We start from the raw sequence: 14504 nt of genomic DNA, 5'->3' as shown, positions 1-14504 counted from the left end.
GTCAGTCAAGGCATACGACCTCTATAATCGGGCGGATTTTTTACCTGGGTCCGCGACATGGTGTCGCGCCAATAACGTATTGGTGCGCGCAGTGCAATCCTACTTTGCGCCATGCCGCCGGGCCTGCCAAAAAAAGCTTTCTAAAATCAGTGGTTAGGCAAACCGATGATCAATATAAAACGAGGGCTTGACTTGCCCATAGTCGGCGCGCCGACGCAGCGTATCGAGGCCGGAAGGCCCGTACGCAGCGTCGCCGTCATCGGCTTCGACTATCCGACCATGAAGCCCACCATGGCTGTGCAGGTCGGTGATCGGGTCAAGCTGGGGCAGATCCTTTTTTCCGACAAGAAGTCCGAAGGCGTTCACTACACGGCGCCCGGTGCTGGCGTCGTCAGTGCAGTGCACCGCGGTGAAAAGCGCGTGCTGCAGTCGGTGGTCATCGACCTCGAGGGCGATGACGAAATCACCTTCGCGAGCTACTCGTCCGACCAGCTGGAAGGCCTGAGCAGCGAACAGGTGCGCGAGAACCTGCAGCAGTCCGGCCTGTGGACCGCACTGCGCACGCGTCCGTTCAGCAAGGTGCCGGCGGTCGATGCGGTGCCTAACTCCATCTTCGTGACAGCCATCGATACGCATCCCTTGGCGGCCGATCCTGCGGTGATCATCGCCGAACAGGCAGAAGCCTTCGAGGCAGGCCTCAAGGTGCTGGGCAACCTGGCCAAAGTGTTCCTGTGCAAGGCCCCAGGCGCGTCGCTGCCCGGCGAATCCCTGGCCAAGGTGCAGGTCGAGGCCTTCAGTGGCCCGCATCCGGCGGGCCTGGCCGGTACCCATATCCATTTCCTTGATCCGGTGAGTGCAAGCAAGAGCGTCTGGACCATCGGTTATCAGGATGTGATCGCCGTCGGCAAGCTGTTCACCAGCGGACGCCTGTGGGTCGAACGCGTCGTCGCTCTGGGCGGCCCGGTCGTCGAGAATCCTCGCCTGGTTCGCACCCGCCTCGGTGCCAACCTCGACGAGCTGACTGCCGGCGAACTGCAGCCTGGCGCCAATCGCGTCGTATCCGGCTCGTTGCTGGGCGGTCGTACCGCCCATGGCGCGTTCGCCTATCTCGGTCGCTACCACCAGCAGGTATCGTGCCTGCGCGAGGGCAAGGAGCGCGAGATGCTGCACTACATGCGTGCCGGCGTGGAGAAGCACTCCATCCTCAACATCTATATCTCCAAGCTGATGGGCGGCAAGAAGTTCGCGTTCTCCACATCCACCAACGGCAGTCCGCGCGCCATGGTGCCGGTGGGCAACTACGAGGAGGTCATGCCTCTGGACGTGCTGCCGACCCAGCTGCTGCGTGCCTTGATCGTGGGCGACACCGAGGTGGCGCAAAAGCTTGGCTGCCTTGAGCTGGATGAAGAAGATCTGGCGCTGTGCACCTACGTCTGTGCCGGCAAGTACGAATACGGCCCGATCCTGCGGGACAATCTGACCCGCATCGAGAAGGAGGGTTAAGGCATGGGCATTCGCGCATTCCTCGACAAGATCGAGCATCACTTCGAAAAAGGCGGCAAGTACGAAAAGTGGTATGCACTGTACGAAGCGGCCGACACCTTCCTCTATCGTCCCGGTAGCGTCACCAAGACCACCGCTCACGTGCGCGACGGCATCGACCTCAAGCGCATGATGATCACCGTCTGGCTGTGCACCTTCCCGGCGATGTTCTTCGGCATGTGGAACACCGGCTACCAGGCCAACCTGATCTATGCGCAAAGCCCCGACCTGCTGGCTGCCCAGGAAGGCTGGCGTTTTGCGCTGATCGGTGCTTTTGCCGGCTTCGATCCCAACAGCCTGTGGGACAACTTCATCCAGGGCGCGGCCTACTTCCTGCCCATCTACGCGGTGACATTCATCGTCGGTGGCTTCTGGGAAGTGCTGTTCGCCTCGATCCGCAAGCATGAAGTCAACGAAGGTTTCTTCGTGACCTCCGTGCTGTTCGCCCTGATCCTGCCTCCGACCATCCCGCTGTGGCAGGTCGCGCTGGGCATCAGCTTCGGCGTGGTGATCGGCAAGGAAATCTTCGGCGGTACCGGCAAGAACTTCCTCAACCCGGCGCTGACCGCGCGGGCCTTCCTGTTCTTCGCCTATCCGGCACAGATGTCCGGTGATGCCGTGTGGACCGCGGTCGATGGCTATGCCGGTGCAACCGCGCTGAGCCTGGGCTTCGCAGGTGGCATCGAGAATGTGATCAGCAGCGGCATCACCTGGATGGACGCCTTCGTCGGCACCATTCACGGCTCGATCGGTGAAACCAGCACCCTGGCCATCTTCATCGGCGGCGTCGTCCTGATCGGCAGCAAGATTGCCTCCTGGCGCATCGTCACCGGCGTGATGCTGGGCATGATTGCGCTGAGCACGCTGTTCAACCTGATCGGCTCCGAGACCAACCCGCTGTTCGGCATGCCCTGGTACTGGCACATGGTCGTCGGTGGCTTCGCCTTCGGCATGATCTTCATGGCGACCGACCCGGTGTCGGCCTCCATGACCAATACCGGCAAGTGGGTGTTCGGCATCCTCATCGGCGTCATGGTCGTGCTGATCCGCGTGGTCAACCCCGCCTTCCCGGAAGGCATGATGCTGGCGATCCTGTTCGCCAACCTGTGTGCGCCGCTGATTGACCATTTCGTCATTCAGGCCAATATCAAGCGGAGGCTGGCACGTAATGTCTAGTCAGAAAGAATCCACCGTTCGCACGCTGACGGTAGCCCTGTTGGTCTGCCTGGTGTGCTCCATCTTCGTGGCCGGTGCCGCCGTGGCATTGCGTCCGACCCAGCAGGAAAACCGCCTGCTGGACAAGCAGCGCAGCATCCTGGCCATTGCCGGCCTGGGTGAGGCCGGCATGTCCGCGAACAAGGTCAAGCAGCTGTTCAACGAGCGTATCGTTGCGCGTCTGGTCGATCTGGAAACCGGCAAGTTCAGCGACGAGTTCGACGCCAAGACCTTCGATCCGCTGGTCGCGGCCAAGGACCCTGCGCTGTCCAAGGCCCTGCCAGGCGAGCAGGACATCGCCTCGATCAAGCGTCGTGAGCGTTACAGCACTGTCTATATCGTCGAAGGCCAGGGCGAAGGCGAGATCGATACGCTGATCCTGCCAGTGCGCGGTTACGGTCTGTGGTCCACCCTCTATGGCTTCATGGCCGTCAAGGGTGATCTGGATACCGTGGCGGGCTTCGGCTTCTATCAGCACGGCGAAACGCCCGGCCTCGGTGGTGAGGTCGACAATCCGAAGTGGCGCGGCCAGTGGCCGGGCAAGGAACTGTTCGACGACAACGGCAAGCTGGCCGTACAGATCGTCAAGGGCGGGGTCGACCCGCAGAGCCCGCGTGCCAATCATCAGGTCGACGGCCTGGCCGGCGCGACCCTGACCAGCAACGGTGTCAACAGCCTGTTGCGGTTCTGGCTGGGCGAGAACGGCTTCGGTCCATTTATCGCTAATCTGCGCGCTGGGGAGGCTTGATCATGTCGCAACCCACTGTGAAAGAAGTACTGCTCAACCCGATCTTCAACAACAACCCCATTGGCCTGCAGATCCTTGGGATCTGTTCGGCACTGGCGGTGACCTCCAACCTCAACACCGCGTTGGTCATGTCGGTGGCGCTGACCCTGGTCTGTGCCTTCTCGAACCTGTTCATCTCGATGATCCGCAGCCAGATCCCGAACTCGATCCGCATGATCGTGCAGATGGTGATCATCGCCTCGCTGGTTATCCTGGTTGACCAGGTGCTCAAGGCCTATGCCTTCTCGCTGTCCAAGCAGCTGTCGGTGTTCGTTGGCCTGATCATCACCAACTGCATCGTGATGGGGCGTGCCGAAGCCTTCGCCATGCAGAACCCCCCGTTGCTGTCGTTCTTCGACGGTATCGGCAACGGCCTGGGCTACAGCGCGATGCTGATCGCCCTGGGCATCATTCGCGAGCTGACCGGCGCCGGCAAGCTGATGGGCTACACCATTCTGCCGGCCGTCAATGACGGTGGCTGGTACCTGCCCAACGGCATGATGCTGCTGCCGCCCTCGGCGTTCTTCCTGATCGGCCTGTTCATCTGGGGCATCCGTGCCTGGAAGAAGGAGCAGGTCGAGAAGCCTGCCTTCAAGATGGCGCCGCAAGTCTCCAGCAAGGAGGCTTACTAATGGAGCATTACATCAGCCTGTTCGTCCGCGCCGTGTTCATCGAGAACATGGCCCTGGCGTTCTTCCTCGGCATGTGTACCTTCATCGCGATCTCGAAGAAGGTGGAAACCGCCATCGGTCTGGGTATCGCGGTCATCGTGGTGCAGACCATCACCGTGCCGGCCAACAACCTGATCTACACCTACCTGCTCAAGAGCGGTGCGCTGGCCTGGGCCGGCCTGCCTGAAGTGGACCTGAGCTTCCTGGGTCTGCTGAGCTACATCGGTGTGATCGCGGCCATCGTGCAGATTCTCGAGATGACGCTCGATAAGTACGTACCCAGCCTGTACAACGCGCTGGGCGTGTTCCTGCCGCTGATCACCGTGAACTGCGCCATCATGGGTGGCACGCTGTTCATGGTCGAGCGCGACTACAACCTCGGCGAGAGCGTGGTGTACGGCATGGGCTCCGGCCTGTCCTGGGCGCTTGCGATCGCGCTGCTGGCGGGTATTCGCGAGAAGCTCAAGTACAGCGACGTGCCGGATGGTCTGCAGGGGCTTGGCATCACCTTCATCACCATCGGACTGATGTCGCTGGGCTTCATGTCTTTCTCTGGCGTACAGCTGTAAGGACGGGACGAACTGATGAGTTACGAAATTTTCCTCGCCATCGGTATGTTCACCGCCATCGTGCTTGCGCTGGTGGTGATCATCCTGGCTGCGCGCGCCAAGCTGGTGTCCAGCGGCGACGTGTCCATCGAAATCAACGGTGAGCGAACCATCACCGTGCCGGCCGGCGGCAAGCTGCTGCAGACGCTGGCTGCCAACAACATCTTCCTCTCGTCCGCCTGTGGCGGCGGCGGTACCTGCGCGCAGTGCAAGTGCATCGTCGAGAGCGGTGGCGGCGAGATGCTGCCCACCGAGGAGTCGCACTTCACCCGTCGTGAGGCCGGTGAGGGATGGCGTCTGTCCTGCCAGACCCCGGTCAAGGCGGACATGAAGATCGAGGTCCCGGAAGAAGTCTTCGGCGTGAAGAAGTGGGAGTGCACGGTGGAGTCCAATCCCAACGTGGCCACCTTCATCAAGGAGCTGACGCTTCGTCTGCCGGAAGGCGAGAACGTCGACTTCCGCGCAGGCGGCTACGTCCAGCTGGAGTGCCCGCCGCACGAAGTGCGTTATCGGGATTTCGACATCCAGGAGGAGTATCGCGGCGACTGGGACAAGTTCGATCAGTGGAAGTACGTATCGAAGTGCGACGAGACCGTCATTCGTGCCTACTCCATGGCCAACTATCCGGAAGAGCGCGGTCTGGTGAAGTTCAACATCCGTATCGCCTCGCCGCCGCCGGGGCGTGACGATGTGCCGCCGGGCAAGATGTCGTCCTACGTGTTCAGCCTCAAGCCGGGCGACAAGATCACCGTCTACGGACCCTTCGGTGAGTTCTTCGCCAAGGACACCGACGCCGAGATGGTCTTCATCGGTGGTGGTGCCGGCATGGCGCCGATGCGTTCGCACATCTTCGATCAGCTCAAGCGTCTGAAGTCCAAGCGCAAGATGAGCTTCTGGTACGGTGCGCGCTCCATGCGCGAGGCCTTCTACGTCGAAGAGTACGATCAGCTGCAGGCCGAGAATCCGAACTTCGAGTGGCATCTGGCGCTGTCCGATCCGCTGCCGGAAGACAACTGGGACGGCCCGACCGGCTTCATCCACAACGTGCTGTACGAGAACTATCTGAAGGACCATCCGGCTCCGGAGGATTGCGAGTTCTACATGTGCGGCCCGCCCATGATGAACGCCTCGGTCATCAAGATGCTCACTGACCTGGGTGTGGAGCCGGAGAACATCCTGCTCGACGACTTCGGCGGCTAGCATGATCCGAGCTTCACTCAGATCCATTGCTGTCGCGTCTCTCCAGCCCGTCATCGCTGTCGCTCTCGCGACAGCCCTGACGGGCTGTCTGTTTCAGGAAAAGGTCGAAGCCTTCACCGGGCCGACCATGGGCAGTACCTATACGATCAAGTACGTGCGCAGCGGCGATGTTCCAACCAAGGAAGTCCTGCATGGCGAGGTCGAGGCCATCCTCGCCGACCTCGACAAGCAGTTGTCGACCTATCGCAGCGATTCCGACGTCGAGCGTTTCAATGCCCTGCCGGGTGGGGCCTGTGAGCCAATGCCGCAGGCGGTGCGCGAATTGGTCGCAGCGGGCGACCAGCTGTCGGCGGACAGCGACGGCGCATTCGACCTTACACTCGAGCCCTTGCTCAACCTTTGGGGCTTTGGCCCGCAGGGGCGCAGCGAGCGTGTTCCGTCTGAGGAAGAGATTGCCGAGGCGCGAGCGCTGACGGGCCATCGACATTTGCGTATCGAAGGCGATCAGCTGTGCAAGTCGGTCTCGCTGCAACTGGACTTCAACAGCATTGCCGCGGGATATGCGGTGGACCGTGTGATCGATCGCCTGAAAGAACTGGGCGTGCGCAGCTATCTGGTGGAGATCACCGGAGAGCTCAAGGCCGAAGGCCGCAAACCCGACGGATCGCCCTGGCGCGTCGCCATTGAGGCCCCCCGGGACGACCAGCGCGTAGCGCAGAAGATCATCGAGCTCGACGGAATGGGCGTCTCGACTTCCGGCGACTATCGCAACTATTTCGAGCTGGAAGGGCGGCGCTATTCGCATACGCTGAACCCGCTGAGCGGCCGGCCGATCGAGCATCACCTGGCTGCGGTCACGGTGATCGACAGGTCGACCTTGCGCGCGGATGGGTTGTCTACCGCGCTGATGGTATTAGGCCCGGAGCAGGGTCTGGCGCTGGCTGAGCGTAACGCCATCGCCGCGTTTTTCGTCGTCCGTGAAGGACAGGGTTTCGCAACAACTAGCACCAAGGCTTTCGATGAGCTGTTCGGTGCGGGAGTAGAGCAATGACCTGGTTACTGGTTTTCCTGGTGATGGTACTTGTCGTGGCCGGCATGGCCATCGGCGTGATCATGGGGCGCAAGCCCATCGCAGGGTCGTGCGGTGGTATCGCCAATCTGGGCATCGAGAAGGAATGTTCGATCTGCGGTGGAAGCCGCGAGAAATGCGAGGAGGTGAACGAAGCGAAGCGCTCGGCCACCACCGACCTCGCCTACGACGCCACCAAGCGCTGAACTGTGCGTCGCCGCGAGCTGACCGCCCAGGCGGGGCGGTGGCCGCGGCGAGGCGACTGACAGCGCGCAGAACCTTTTTGAGTTTCGGCTTCGGCGAATTTGTTGACAGCAGCGGCGTACCTCGCTGCGTTTTCAGGAGTGTATATGGCGGTCTATAACTACGATGTGGTGGTACTGGGTTCTGGTCCAGCCGGGGAGGGCGCGGCGATGAACGCCGTCAAGGCGGGACGCAAGGTCGCCGTGGTAGACAACCGTCCGCTGGTCGGAGGCAACTGCACGCACCTGGGCACCATCCCGTCCAAGGCGCTGCGCCATTCGGTGCGGCAGATCATGCAGTACAACACCAACCCGTTGTTTCGCCAGATCGGCGAGCCGCGCTGGTTCTCCTTTCCTGATGTTCTGAAAAGCGCCGAAAAGGTCATCAGCAAGCAGGTCACCTCCCGTACCAGCTATTACGCGCGCAATCGCATCGACACCTTCTTCGGTACTGCCAGCTTCTCCGACGAGCAGAGCGTGGAAGTGGTCTGCCTCAACGGCATGGTGGAAAAACTGGTCGCCAACCAGTTCGTCATCGCCACCGGCTCGCGCCCCTACCGGCCGGCCGATATCGATTTCAACCATCCGCGCATCTACGACAGCGACACCATCCTGACTCTGAGCCACACGCCGCGTCGGATGATCATCTACGGTGCCGGTGTCATCGGTTGCGAGTACGCATCGATCTTCAGCGGCCTGGGTGTACTGGTCGATCTGATCGACAACCGCGAGCAGCTGCTCAGCTTCCTCGACGACGAGATTTCCGATGCGCTGAGCTACCACTTGCGTAACAACAACGTGCTGATTCGCCACAATGAAGAGTACGAGCGGGTCGAGGGGCTGGAGAACGGCGTGATCCTGCACCTCAAGTCGGGCAAGAAGATCAAGGCAGACGCCTTCCTCTGGAGCAACGGGCGTACCGGCAATACCGACAAGCTCGGCCTGGAGAACATCGGTCTGAAGGCCAACAGCCGCGGCCAGGTGCAGGTCGACGAGCACTATCGCACCGAGATCGGCAACATCTATGCGGCCGGTGACGTGATCGGCTGGCCATCGCTGGCAAGCGCCGCCTACGACCAGGGTCGCTCGGCCGCGGGCAGCATTGTCGAGAACGATTCATGGCGTTTCGTCGATGACGTGCCGACGGGCATCTACACCATTCCGGAGATCAGCTCGATCGGCAAGAACGAGCGTGAGCTGACCCAGGCGAAGATTCCCTACGAAGTGGGCAAGGCATTCTTCAAGAGCATGGCGCGGGCGCAGATTTCCTTCGAGCCGGTAGGGATGCTGAAGATCCTGTTCCATCGCGAAACCCTTGAAGTACTGGGTGTGCACTGCTTCGGTTACCAGGCGTCGGAGATCGTCCACATCGGTCAGGCGATCATGAATCAGAAGGGCCCTGCCAACAGCATCAAGTACTTCGTCAACACCACCTTCAACTACCCGACCATGGCGGAAGCCTATCGGGTAGCGGCGTTCGACGGGCTCAACCGGCTTTTTTGAGCGGCTCCGGCCGGCGGCCTGAGCCGGCTGGAGAGGGCTGGGACTCCCGGGATTGGCACTGGCCGAACCGGGAGAGCTTCTGATCAGGTGAGACGATCCGGCAGCGCCTGTGCTGCCGAGTCGCCGCAGGCGCAGGTTTAACGGTCAGGCCTGCGCCAGCGTGCTCACCGCCAGGCCCGGATAGTCGGTGATCAGGCTGTCCACGCCGAAGTCCGCCAGGCGCCGCATCAGCGCCGGTTCGTTCACCGTCCAGACCGAAACATGCAAGCCCTGCTTTCTTGCCTTCTCCAGGCGTTCCGGGGTGCACAGCGTCCACTTCAGTGCCAACAGATCACAACCATGCTGACGGGCCACCTTGAGCGGGTCGAGCCAGTTGTATTCTGCGACCAGTCCGCGTGAGATTTCGGGAGCCAGTCGATTCAGAGCCCGCAGGACCTCCCGTGAACTGGAGGTGACCGTGATTCGCTCCTTGAGCTGATAACGCTCGGCCAGCTCTTTGATCGCCATTACCGTGCGTGCGGCGCGAACCCGCGAAGCACTCTTGACTTCGAGCTGCCAGTGCTCGAAATCGCACTTCTCGAACAGCTCGCTCAGCCGTGGAATGGGGCAGGGCGTCTTCCAGCCCGGGCCGCCCTGGCGGGCGTCGTACTTCACCAGTTCTGCGGCATCGTGCTGGGCAACCTTGCCTCGGCGACCGGTGGTGCGCTTGAGCGTCGGATCATGGATGACCATCAACTCGCCATCGCGGGATAGGTGCAGGTCCAGCTCGCAGCGGCGTACGCCATGCTGCAGGCATTGCTCGAAGCTCGCCAGGGTGTTCTCCGGAGCTTCGCCCTTGGCGCCGCGGTGGCCGTAGATGAGTGTCACGGTTGTTGATCTTCCTTCACGGGTGGTTGAGCGCGCTGGTGGTGTCGGACGCTGTTGATGACTCGGTCGCGTTCGAAATAGACGGAGAATTCCCGATAATCCCAGCGGGTGATCGGCGGCTGGCCAACGGCCGGGTGCTCCTCGTCGGCGAGCCCGAAACGGTCCAGGACCTTGATCTTGGAGTCGCCACGCGCGGGCATCGCCATCTCGGGCTGGCCTTGCTGGCCGACGGGTATGCGAATTTCTTCGGCGAACAGCGACGGGCTGAATGTCAGTGTGAACAGCAGGGTCGCCAGGCGGCGCATTGGTCAATCTCCTTGCAGGCTTTCCAGGGCCAGGCGCCTCTCCAGCGCCTGTTTCTGCAGGATATGCCGAGCAAGCAATTGTCGCTGTGCATCAGTCAACGCTTCGAACTCGGTGCCGATGTCGTAGCGGCCGTCCTGCATCGCGGTGCTGTAGATCACCCGTGCCGGCAACAGTAGGCCGAGCCCTTGCGGCAGCAGGACCAGCTTCAGCGTGACGACCTCGCCTTCCGCCAATGGCTGTTCGCTGACGAAGCTGATGCCACCTTCGGAAAGCACCACCGGCTGCGGTGCGCTCTGATCCTTCAGCAGGTCCTGCGCCAATGCCTGCCCCAGCAGCTCGATTCGCTTGTTCTGTACCTTGAGGTAATTGGCCAGCGTGCGGTTGCTCTCGGCAATCTGGCGTAACAAGTGCTGTGCTTCGAAATCCAGCTGATGAAGCTCCCCGAGCAGGTTGAACAGCGCAGGCAGAGGCTCGCTTCCGGCGGGGTGGTCCTGGCTCGCCGGGATGATTTCCAGTGCCACGCGATCCTCGATACGGTAGTATTCGCGGCGTTCTTCAGTGTCTTGTGTCGGCATGGCGATACCCGGGTAGCGTTGATGGCCAGAGTGTATCAGGCCCCGCGGTGGCGTCAGCTGCATGTTGTTTTCCCCCGCCAGCGAACCCGTCGATCTATGTTCAGACCGCTGTCCGTGTACATCGGGGCGCGCTATACACGCGCCAGACGTCGCAGTCTCTTCGTCTCCTTCATTTCCCTGACATCCATGATCGGGCTCGCACTTGGCGTGCTGGTGATGATCGTCGTGCTGTCGGTGATGAATGGCTTCGACCATGAGATGCGCACTCGCGTGCTGGGCATGGTGCCTCACGCGACCATCGAAAGCCCGACGCCGATCAACGATTGGCAGGCACTGGGCGCACGCCTCGAACAGCATGCCCAGGTGCTGGCCTCCGCGCCCTTCATTCAGAGCCAGGGGCTGCTCACCCATCAGGGCCAGGTGACCAAGATCCTGATCAATGCGGTCGAGCCCCAAGCGGAGCGACAGGTGTCGATCATCGACCAGTTCTTCCGCGAAGGCGCGCTGGATGATCTAAAGCCCGGCGAGTTCGGCATCGTCATCGGCGACAAGGCAGCCGCCAAGCTCGGCGTTGCGGTCGGCGACAAGATCACCTTCGTCGCCCCGGAAGTGACCGTGACCCCCGCGGGCATTTTTCCGCGCATGAAGCGGTTCACGGTCACCGGCATCTTCCATGTCGGTGCCGGCGAGATCGACGGTTACGTCGCCCTGGCCAACATTGCCGACATGGCTCGCTTGCAACGCTGGCAGCCGGATCAGGTGCAGGGGCTGCGCCTGCGCTTCGCCGATCTGTTCCAGGCGCCGCGTATCGCCTGGGAATTGGCCGGTCAGCTCGGCGACGACTTCTATTCCCGCGACTGGACCCGCACCCACGGCAACCTCTACCAGGCGATCCGCATGGAGAAGGCCATGATCGGGCTGCTGCTGCTGCTGATCGTCGCGGTCGCGGCCTTCAACATTATCTCCACGCTGGTGATGGTGGTGACCGACAAGCGCGGCGACATCGCCATCCTGCGCACGCTGGGCGCTACGCCGAAGCAGATCATGGCGATCTTCATGGTCCAGGGTACGGTGATCGGCGTGGTCGGCACTCTGGTCGGCGCACTGCTCGGCATGTTCGCTGCCGTCAATGTCAGCAGCTGGATCGCCGCGCTGGAGCGGCTGATCGGGCACAAGTTTCTGAGTGCCGACGTGTATTTCATTGACTACCTGCCGTCCCAGCTGATGGCGGCCGATGTGATCCAGGTCTGCGTCGCCGCGCTGATCCTGAGTTTCCTCGCGACCCTGTATCCGGCCTGGCGTGCCGCGCGCACCCAGCCGGCAGAGGCGCTACGTTATGAGTGAGCGGGTTATGAACGAGCTGTCTTCGCAAAAGCAGGCGGTGCTGAGTTGCCGCAACCTGGGCAAGCGCTACGAGCAGGGCCCCGAATCGGTGGAGGTCCTGTCCGGGCTGCAACTTGAACTGTTCCCCGGTCAGCGCGTGGCCATCGTCGGCAGCTCCGGCTCGGGCAAGAGCACGCTGCTGAACCTGCTCGGTGGGCTCGATACGCCGAGCGAGGGCAGCGTCTGGCTGGCCGGCGAGGAGTTGTCGGCGCTAAACGAGAAGGATCGCGGGCTGCTGCGCAACCGCGCATTGGGCTTCGTCTATCAGTTCCATCACCTGCTTGCCGAGTTCACCGCGCTGGAGAACGTTTGCATGCCGCTGCTGATCGGGCGCACGCCGATCCCGGAAGCGCGGCAGCGAGCGTCGGCTCTGCTGCAGCGGGTCGGCCTCGGCCATCGCCTGGAGCACAAGCCTGCAGAGTTGTCCGGTGGCGAGCGGCAGCGCGTGGCCATCGCTCGGGCATTGGTCAACGAGCCGGCACTGGTATTGCTCGATGAGCCAACCGGCAACCTGGACCATCACACCGCGCAAGGCATTCAGGATCTGATGCTCGAACTCAGCACCTCGCTGCATACCGCTTTTCTCGTGGTTACCCACGACCGCCAGCTTGCCGCCCAGATGGACCAGGTGCTGCGGCTGGAAGACGGGCGCCTGGTGGCCGAATGATGTTCAGGCCCATCAGCGTTTTCATCGGCAGCCGCTACACCCGTGCCAAGCGGCGCAATCATTTCATTTCGTTCATCTCGCTGACCTCGTTGATCGGCCTGGCGCTGGGTGTGCTGGCGATGATCATGGTCCTGTCGGTGATGAACGGCTTCCAGCGTGAAATGAGCGCGCGGATTCTCGGGATGGTGCCCCACGCGACGGTCATCGGTGAGCAGCCGCTGGATGACTGGCAGGCGGTTGCCGCGCGCCTGTCGGCACACCCGCAGATCGTCGGCATGGCGCCGGTGACGCAGCTCGAAGGCATGCTGTCGTTCAAGGGCAGCATGCAACCGATCCAGATCAGCGGCATCGATCCGCAGGCGGAGGCGCAGGTGTCCATCGTTGGTGAGCGTCTGGTCGGCGGCAGCCTGGATGCGCTCAAGCCCGGCGAGTACGGTGTGATCATCGGTCTGATGACCGCGCGGCGATTCGGGCTGAAGCTGGGCGACAAGCTGACGTTGATCGTCCCTGAGGTCAGTTCGTCTCCCGGTGGCGTCACGCCGCGTATGCAGCGGCTGAACGTGGTCGGGGTGTTCAAGGTGGGCGCCGATCTGGACGGCAGTCTGGGGATGATCCATCGCGCCGACGCCGCGCAGATCCATCGCTGGATGCCGCAACAGGTTCAGGGCGTGCGACTCAAGCTTGACGACCTCTACCGTGCGCCGGAGGTGGCCGCACAGGTACAGGCCACGCTGGGCGAAGGTTACCGCGTGGAGGACTGGTCCTACACCCAGGGCAGCCTGTTCAGCGCGATGAAGATGGAAAAGACCATGATCGGCCTGCTTCTGATGCTGATCGTCGCGGTAGCCGCATTCAATATCATCGCCACACTGATCATGGTGGTCGCCGACAAGCGTGCCGACATCGCCATTCTGCGGACGCTGGGGGCGACGCCGCGGCAGATCATGGCCATCTTCATGGTCCAGGGCAGCATCATCGGCTTCAGCGGCACCGTGATTGGCGTGATCCTGGGTGTGCTCGGCGCGCTGAACGTCAGCGACCTGGTGACCTGGCTGGAACGGCTCTCCGGACAGCACATCTTCAGCTCCGACGTCTATTTCATCAGTACGCTGCCTTCGGAGCTGCGTCTGGATGACGTGGTGCTGGTATCGCTGGCGGCGCTTACCCTGAGCTTTCTCGCCACGATCTACCCGGCCTGGCGCGCCGCGCAGACCCAGCCTGCCGAGGCCCTGCGCTACGAATGACCGGCTCGGCCATCAACGACGGCCGTTCTGCCGCCGCCGCCAGCTGCGGCCAACCCACCAGCGCCAGTAGGCCTGGGTGAATACATAACCGAGCACCGCCAGCACCAGCCCGCTGACCAGGGAGCCCAGGTACAGCGGCTGCCAGTTGTGCTGCAGCATGTAGCGTACCCAGGCCAGGCTCAGTTCTGCCGGCATGCTGGAGGCCGGGGTGTCCAGCAGCCAGGTGCCGATCTTGTAGTTGCAATAGAAGACCGGCGGCATGGTCAGCGGGTTGGTCAGCCAGACCAGCCCCACTGCAATCGGCAGATTGGCTCTGGAGGGCAGGGCGCAGACGGCCGCTGCGAGCATCTGCATCGGCATCGGGATCATGGCCCAGAACAAGCCGATCGCCATCGCGCGGGATACCGAATGTCGATTGAGATGCCAGAGATTGGGATCGTGAATCAGCGCGCCGAGAAAACGCAGGGACTTGTTAGTCTTGATGCGATCGGGGTGCGGCATGTAGCGTTTGAAAAAACGACGCGGCATGAAGGTTCTCTGAAGGCAGCAGCCGGGCGATTATGCCTTGAATCGCGGTGCGACGCTGACAGTAGTTTTGTGACATTACGTCTACGCCTGCGACAGA

General features: G+C 62.1%; 16 protein-coding genes. 12 read left to right on the top strand and 4 right to left on the bottom strand.

Features of this window, described 5'->3' with window-relative positions; translation table 11 throughout:
* The first annotated feature begins 165 nt into the window (after window positions 1-165).
* From ACVRRC_RS11345 to sthA, 9 genes are all read left to right on the top strand, one after another.
* On the top strand, window positions 166-1503 hold the full coding sequence (locus ACVRRC_RS11345; RefSeq protein WP_019405796.1) for a Na(+)-translocating NADH-quinone reductase subunit A: 1338 nt from the start codon (window positions 166-168) through the stop codon (window positions 1501-1503).
* Between the two features lie 3 nt (window positions 1504-1506).
* Window positions 1507-2718: an NADH:ubiquinone reductase (Na(+)-transporting) subunit B gene (locus tag ACVRRC_RS11340; RefSeq protein ID WP_019405797.1), complete on the top strand. Its 1212-nt coding sequence runs from the start codon at window positions 1507-1509 to the stop codon at window positions 2716-2718.
* The gene (locus ACVRRC_RS11335) at window positions 2711-3505 is read left to right on the top strand and encodes a Na(+)-translocating NADH-quinone reductase subunit C (protein ID WP_011913760.1); all 795 of its coding nucleotides are present in this window, start codon (window positions 2711-2713) and stop codon (window positions 3503-3505) included. Before ACVRRC_RS11340 ends, ACVRRC_RS11335 begins: the two co-directional genes overlap by 8 nt.
* On the top strand, window positions 3502-4176 hold the full coding sequence (locus ACVRRC_RS11330; protein WP_170801311.1) for an NADH:ubiquinone reductase (Na(+)-transporting) subunit D: 675 nt from the start codon (window positions 3502-3504) through the stop codon (window positions 4174-4176). The genes ACVRRC_RS11335 and ACVRRC_RS11330 overlap by 4 nt, the downstream gene beginning before the upstream one ends.
* Window positions 4176-4784, top strand: a complete 609-nt coding sequence (nqrE, locus tag ACVRRC_RS11325; RefSeq protein WP_011913759.1) for an NADH:ubiquinone reductase (Na(+)-transporting) subunit E — start codon at window positions 4176-4178, stop codon at window positions 4782-4784. The genes ACVRRC_RS11330 and nqrE overlap by 1 nt, the downstream gene beginning before the upstream one ends.
* 12 nt (window positions 4785-4796) lie before the next feature.
* Entirely contained in the window at window positions 4797-6023 is a 1227-nt protein-coding gene (gene nqrF / locus ACVRRC_RS11320; protein ID WP_026006610.1) for an NADH:ubiquinone reductase (Na(+)-transporting) subunit F, read from the top strand.
* Between the two features lie 127 nt (window positions 6024-6150).
* Window positions 6151-7074: an FAD:protein FMN transferase gene (locus tag ACVRRC_RS11315; protein ID WP_472997151.1), complete on the top strand. Its 924-nt coding sequence runs from the start codon at window positions 6151-6153 to the stop codon at window positions 7072-7074.
* Complete coding sequence (nqrM, locus tag ACVRRC_RS11310) at window positions 7071-7298, top strand: (Na+)-NQR maturation NqrM (RefSeq protein WP_011913756.1); 228 nt, start codon at window positions 7071-7073, stop codon at window positions 7296-7298. Before ACVRRC_RS11315 ends, nqrM begins: the two co-directional genes overlap by 4 nt.
* 144 nt (window positions 7299-7442) lie before the next feature.
* Window positions 7443-8837 (top strand): Si-specific NAD(P)(+) transhydrogenase, encoded by a 1395-nt coding sequence (gene sthA / locus ACVRRC_RS11305; protein WP_011913755.1) that lies wholly within the window; start codon window positions 7443-7445, stop codon window positions 8835-8837.
* Between the two features lie 144 nt (window positions 8838-8981).
* Here the strand turns inward: sthA and ACVRRC_RS11300 are convergent, their stop codons facing one another.
* From ACVRRC_RS11300 to ACVRRC_RS11290, 3 genes are read right to left on the bottom strand one after another with little or no spacing between them, the layout of a single operon-like run.
* Window positions 8982-9704 (bottom strand): glycerophosphodiester phosphodiesterase, encoded by a 723-nt coding sequence (locus ACVRRC_RS11300; protein WP_019405799.1) that lies wholly within the window; start codon window positions 9702-9704, stop codon window positions 8982-8984.
* A complete protein-coding gene (locus ACVRRC_RS11295) occupies window positions 9701-10009 on the bottom strand; it encodes a hypothetical protein (protein WP_011913753.1) in 309 nt (102 codons plus the stop codon). The genes ACVRRC_RS11300 and ACVRRC_RS11295 overlap by 4 nt, the downstream gene beginning before the upstream one ends.
* Window positions 10010-10012: 3 nt before the next feature.
* Window positions 10013-10648, bottom strand: a complete 636-nt coding sequence (locus ACVRRC_RS11290) for a PilZ domain-containing protein (RefSeq protein ID WP_011913752.1) — start codon at window positions 10646-10648, stop codon at window positions 10013-10015.
* A gap of 33 nt (window positions 10649-10681) precedes the next feature.
* On the opposite strand from ACVRRC_RS11290, the gene ACVRRC_RS11285 reads away from it, so the two are divergent.
* The 3 genes from ACVRRC_RS11285 to ACVRRC_RS11275 are packed head-to-tail and all read left to right on the top strand — an operon-like array spanning window position 10682 to window position 13879.
* Entirely contained in the window at window positions 10682-11929 is a 1248-nt protein-coding gene (locus ACVRRC_RS11285) for a lipoprotein-releasing ABC transporter permease subunit (protein WP_472997023.1), read from the top strand.
* 7 nt (window positions 11930-11936) lie between these two features.
* A complete protein-coding gene (lolD, locus tag ACVRRC_RS11280; RefSeq protein WP_013983263.1) occupies window positions 11937-12635 on the top strand; it encodes a lipoprotein-releasing ABC transporter ATP-binding protein LolD in 699 nt (232 codons plus the stop codon).
* Window positions 12635-13879 (top strand): lipoprotein-releasing ABC transporter permease subunit, encoded by a 1245-nt coding sequence (locus ACVRRC_RS11275; protein WP_045632531.1) that lies wholly within the window; start codon window positions 12635-12637, stop codon window positions 13877-13879. Before lolD ends, ACVRRC_RS11275 begins: the two co-directional genes overlap by 1 nt.
* A 12-nt stretch (window positions 13880-13891) precedes the next feature.
* Here ACVRRC_RS11275 and ACVRRC_RS11270 read toward each other — a convergent pair whose 3' ends face one another.
* Entirely contained in the window at window positions 13892-14407 is a 516-nt protein-coding gene (locus tag ACVRRC_RS11270) for a DUF2062 domain-containing protein (protein WP_011913748.1), read from the bottom strand.
* Window positions 14408-14504: the final 97 nt, after the last annotated feature.

It is taken from the genome of Stutzerimonas sp. LR2, from assembly GCF_055755175.1.
The sequence above is the reverse complement of the archived record's forward strand: the minus strand, read 5'-3'. Positions and strand labels throughout refer to the sequence as shown.